This window comes from Micrococcus sp. HSID17227 (genome assembly GCF_003989405.1).
Lineage (GTDB): Bacteria > Actinomycetota > Actinomycetes > Actinomycetales > Micrococcaceae > Micrococcus > Micrococcus luteus.
Window position 1 is genome coordinate 1 of the sequence record NZ_RBLN01000164.1, and the last position, 4,616, is coordinate 4,616.

At 72.7% G+C, this 4,616-nt stretch carries 3 protein-coding genes and 1 pseudogene; 2 read left to right on the plus strand and 2 right to left on the minus strand.

The annotated features are described in order from the left end of the window. Positions 1 to 244 (minus strand): annotated as a pseudogene (locus tag D8M29_RS08545) (hypothetical protein); the annotation flags it as partial. A gap of 297 nt (positions 245 to 541) precedes the next feature. Beyond that, entirely contained in the window at positions 542 to 3,226 is a 2,685-nt protein-coding gene (gene valS, locus D8M29_RS08550) for a valine--tRNA ligase (RefSeq protein WP_127435204.1), read from the minus strand. 139 nt (positions 3,227 to 3,365) lie between these two features. Between valS and D8M29_RS08555 the strand changes: the two genes are divergently transcribed. Next, a complete protein-coding gene (locus D8M29_RS08555; protein WP_127435205.1) occupies positions 3,366 to 4,160 on the plus strand; it encodes an SDR family oxidoreductase in 795 nt (264 codons plus the stop codon). Between the two features lie 43 nt (positions 4,161 to 4,203). Next, a partial coding sequence (locus D8M29_RS08560; RefSeq protein ID WP_305034220.1) for a sirohydrochlorin chelatase occupies positions 4,204 to 4,616 on the plus strand: 413 nt, incomplete at its 3' end.

Here is a 4,616-nt window from a genome sequence, read left to right on the forward strand (position 1 = left end):
CGCGTCCGCCCGCGCGCCGGGTGCGCGGGACGGCCAGCAGACCCGCCACGGCCAGCTCGGCCACGCCGGAGCCGTGGGTCCACGCGCGGGCCGAGCCGGGCAGGAACGGCGGGATCAGCCCGTCGAAGGATTCGGGTCGGACGAAGTGGAGCACGCCCATGGCGGCGAGGGCGGCGGACATCCGCCGGGCGGAGGCGTCGGAGGCGCGGCGGCCGGCCGGGGCGGGATCGGGTGTGGGTCTCATCCTCTCAGTGTCCACCCCCGCCGCGGTGACCGCACTGCGACATGCGGCAAGAGCACGACCAGGAGGTGCACCACGACACCCCCGGGAGGGCCGCCTCCCGACGAACTCCGATCCGGCGGCGGACTGTCCGACGCGTGCTGTGCCCTACCGGATCCGGGCCACGAACATCCCACGCTGAGGGCAGACTCGGGTTCGCAGCACGAGCGTGACGACGGCCCCGCCGCCCGTGACGGGCGACGGGGCCGTCGTCGTGCCGCGTGCGCTCCCGAGACACCTTCGGGGAACGTGCGGCGGGGATCAGTCGTCCTCGACCGGTGCCAGCTGCACGTCGGAGACGGTCAGGGGCGCGGACTCGCCGGCATCGCCCCGCGTGAGGGACAGGTCCGCGATGTTGCCGGCCGCCTTGAGGTCCGCCAGGCCGCCGCGCAGCTTCTCGAGCCACTCGGCCGGCCCGGTCACCACGGCGGAGCGCACCTGGGTCCGCTGCTTCACCTTGGCCTCGGACTTCGCCTTGCGGACGCCGCCGAGGACCTGCGCCACGGTGGGCAGGACCTCGGCGTCACCGGCGGAGGCGGCGAAGGACAGGGCCGCCACCTCGTCCGCGGCGCCCGGCCACGCGGCGGTGTGCACGGAGCCGGCGCGCCACCAGCTCCACACCTCCTCGGTGGCGAACGGCTGGAACGGGGCCAGCAGACGCAGCAGGGCGTCCAGGGTGGTGGCCAGCGTGGTCACCACAGAGGCCTGCTCGGCCTCGCCGTGGCCGCCGTAGGCACGGTCCTTCACGAGCTCCACGTAGTCGTCCGTGAAGGCCCAGAAGAACTGCTCGGTCACGTTGAGGGCCCGTGCGTAGTCATAGGCCTCGAACGCGCGGGTCGCCTGCTCCACGGTGGCCGCCAGGCGCGCCAGCAGGGAGGCGTCCAGCGGGTTGGTGACGGCCGCGGCGTCATCGGCCGTGCGGATGACGGCGTCCTGCGTGGCGCCCAGGTTCAGCACGAACTTGGCGGCGTTGAGCAGCTTGATGGCCAGGCGGCGGCCGATCTTCATCTGCGCCACCTCGTAGGCGGTGTCTGCGCCGAGGCGGGCCGAGGCGGCCCAGTAGCGGACGGCGTCCGAGCCGAACTGGTCCAGGATGTCGGTCGGGACCACCACGTTGCCCTTGGACTTGGACATCTTCTTGCGGTCCGGGTCGAGGATCCAGCCGGAGAGCGCGGTGTCCGTCCACGGCACGGAGCCGTTGAGGGCGTGGGCGCGCACCACGGTGGAGAACAGCCAGGTGCGGATGATGTCGTGGCCCTGCGGGCGCAGATCGAACGGGAAGACGTTGTTGAAGAACGCCTCGTCACGGGACCAGCGGCCCACGATCTGCGGGGTCAGGGAGGAGGTGGCCCAGGTGTCCAGGACGTCCGGGTCGCCGGTGAAGCCGCCGGGGACGTCGCGCTGGTCCTCGGAGAAGCCCGGGGCGGCCTCGGCGGCCGGGTCCACGGGGAGCTGCTCGTCGGCCGGGAGGATCGGGTTCTCATAGTCGGGCTCACCCTCCGCGTCCAGCGGGTACCAGACCGGGATCGGCACCCCGAAGAAGCGCTGGCGGGAGACGAGCCAGTCACCGTTGAGGCCCTCGACCCAGTTCTCGTAGCGGTGGCGCATGTGCTCCGGGTGCCAGGAGATCTCGCGGCCGCGCTCGATCAGCTCGGCGCGGCGGTCGGCGTCGCGGCCGCCGTTGCGGATGTACCACTGGCGGGAGGTGACGACCTCGAGCGGCTTGTCGCCCTTCTCGTAGAAGTTCACGGCGTGCATGATCTTCTTCGGCTCCCCGTCCAGCAGGCCGGCCGCGGTGAGGGCGTCCACCACACCCTGCTTGGCGGAGAAGACGGTCCGGCCGGCCACGGTGTCCGCATAGGCCTGTCGGCCGGCGTCCGTGGTGATCCACTCGGGGGTGTCGGCGGCGAAGCGGCCGTCACGGCCGATCAGGGTGCGGGTCGGCAGCTGCAGTTCGCGCCACCAGGTGACGTCGTTGAGATCGCCGAAGGTGCAGACCATGGCGATGCCGGAGCCCTTGTCCGGCTTGGCCAGCGAGTGCGGGAAGACCTCGACCTCCACGCCGTACAGCGGGGAGGTGACGGTCGTGCCGAACAGGTGCTGGTAGCGCTCGTCGTCCGGGTGGGCGACCAGGCCGGAGCAGGAGGCCAGCAGCTCGGGGCGGGTGGTCTCGATGAAGACCTGCTCGCCGTCCGCAGCCGTGAAGGCGTAGCGGTGGTAGGCGCCCGGGACCTCGCGGTCCTCGAGCTCGGCCTGGGCCACGGCGGTGCGGAAGGTCACGTCCCACATGGTGGGGGCCTCGGCCAGGTAGGCGTCGCCCGAGGCGATGCCGGCCAGGAAGGCGCGTTGGGAGACGGAGCGGGAGACGTCGTCGATGGTCCGGTAGGTCATGTCCCAGTCGACGGACAGGCCGAGGCGGGTGAAGAGGTCCTCGAAGACCTTCTCGTCCTCGACGGCGAGCTCCTCGCAGAGCTCGATGAAGTTCCTGCGGGAGATCACGTCCCAGTCGCGCTGGTTCTTCGCCGGCTTCTCCGGCGGGCGGTAGCCCTCCACGTACGGCTTGGCGGGGTCGCAGCGGACGCCGTAGTAGTTCTGCACGCGGCGCTCGGTGGGCAGGCCGTTGTCGTCCCAGCCCATCGGGTAGAACACGTTCTTGCCGTTCATGCGCTGGTAGCGGGCGAGCACGTCGGTCTGGGTGTAGGAGAAGACGTGGCCCACGTGCAATGAGCCGGAGGCGGTCGGCGGGGGAGTGTCGATCGAGTAGACCTGTTCGCGGGTGGTCTGCGTGTCGAACGCGTAGGTGCGCTCGTCGGCCCAGCGGGCGGTCAGCTTCTCCTCGAGGCCCTCGAGGGCCGGCTTGTCCGGCACGGCCACGGCGCCGGCGGCGGGGGTGGACGGGGTCGATGCGTCGATGGGCGTGTCTGTGCCCTGCGTGTTCTCAGCCATGCCCGCCATCCTCCCATGACCGGGGCGGCGGGCCGGGCCTGCGACGACGCCCGGGACATCCCGCCCTTCCAGTCGCTCGACCTGGCGGAGGTGAACGGGGCGGTGCTCCGAACGGCACGGCTCGGCTACGGTCGGAGGCGTGAGCCACACCCATGAACCTGCGAAGAACCCCGCCCGCGCCGCCGTCGTGACGGGGGCCACGAGCGGCATCGGCCGCGCCACGGCCCTCGAGCTCGCCCGCCGCGGCTGGCGCGTGTACGCCGTCGGCCGCCGGGCCGAGCGCCTCGAGACCCTCGCTGCCGACGCCCGGGCCGAGGGCGTGAGCGGCGACGTCGTCCCCGCCGCCCTGGACGTCACGGACGAGGCCGCCGTCGCCGCGCTGGCCTCGCGCGTCGAGGCCGACGGCGGCGCCGACACCCTCGTCAACATCGCCGGCGGCGCGCTCGGCACGGACGCCGTGGGCGTGGGCGACCGCGCGGACTGGGAGTGGATGTACCGCGTCAACGTGCTCGGCACCCTGACGATGTGCCAGGCGTTCCTGCCCATGCTCCGCGCCCACGGCGCGGGCACCGTGCTCAACCTGACCTCGACCGCCGCCGTCACCGCCTACGAGGGCGGCGCCGGCTACAACGCCGCGAAGATGGGCCAGCACGGGCTCACCGGCGCGCTGCGCCTGGAGGAGGCCGAGCACAACGTGCGGGTGATCGAGGTGCTCCCGGGCATGGTCCACACCGAGGAGTTCTCCCGCAACCGCCTGGGCGGCGACCAATCCGCCGCGGACGCCGTGTACGCGGGCGTGGAGAAGCCGCTCACCCCCGAGGACGTCGCCGAGGTGTGCGTCCACGCCGTCGAGCTGCCCCACCACGTGAACCTGGATCAGATCGTGATGCGGCCGGTCGCCCAGGCCGCCCAGCACAAGGTGATCCGCCGGTGAGCGGCGGGCCGCAGAACGTGTGGGCCGACGCGGTGGGCTCGGCATGAGCGCGCCCGTGCTGCACGTGATCGCCTGCGCCCACGGCACGCACGACGCGGCCGGCCGCGTCGTGATCGACGGCCTCCGTGCCGACCTGGCGGCCCTCCTGGACGCCGAGGGGCCGGGCGCCCAGGTCCACGAGGCCTACGTGGACGTGCAGAGCCCCTCCCTTGACGAGGTCGTGGCGGACCTGCCCCCGGGGGAGTCGGCCGTGATCGTGCCGCTGCTGCTGTCCCTGGGCCATCACGTCCACCACGACATCCACCACGCCGCGGCCGCCCGGCCCGACACGATCGCCGCCGCACCGCTGGCCGGGGTCGGGGACGACGTCGAGCCGCGCCTGGTGACCGTTCTGGCCGAACGGGTGGCCCAGGCGGTGCCGGCCGGTGAGGCCGCGACATCGGACATCATCCTGGC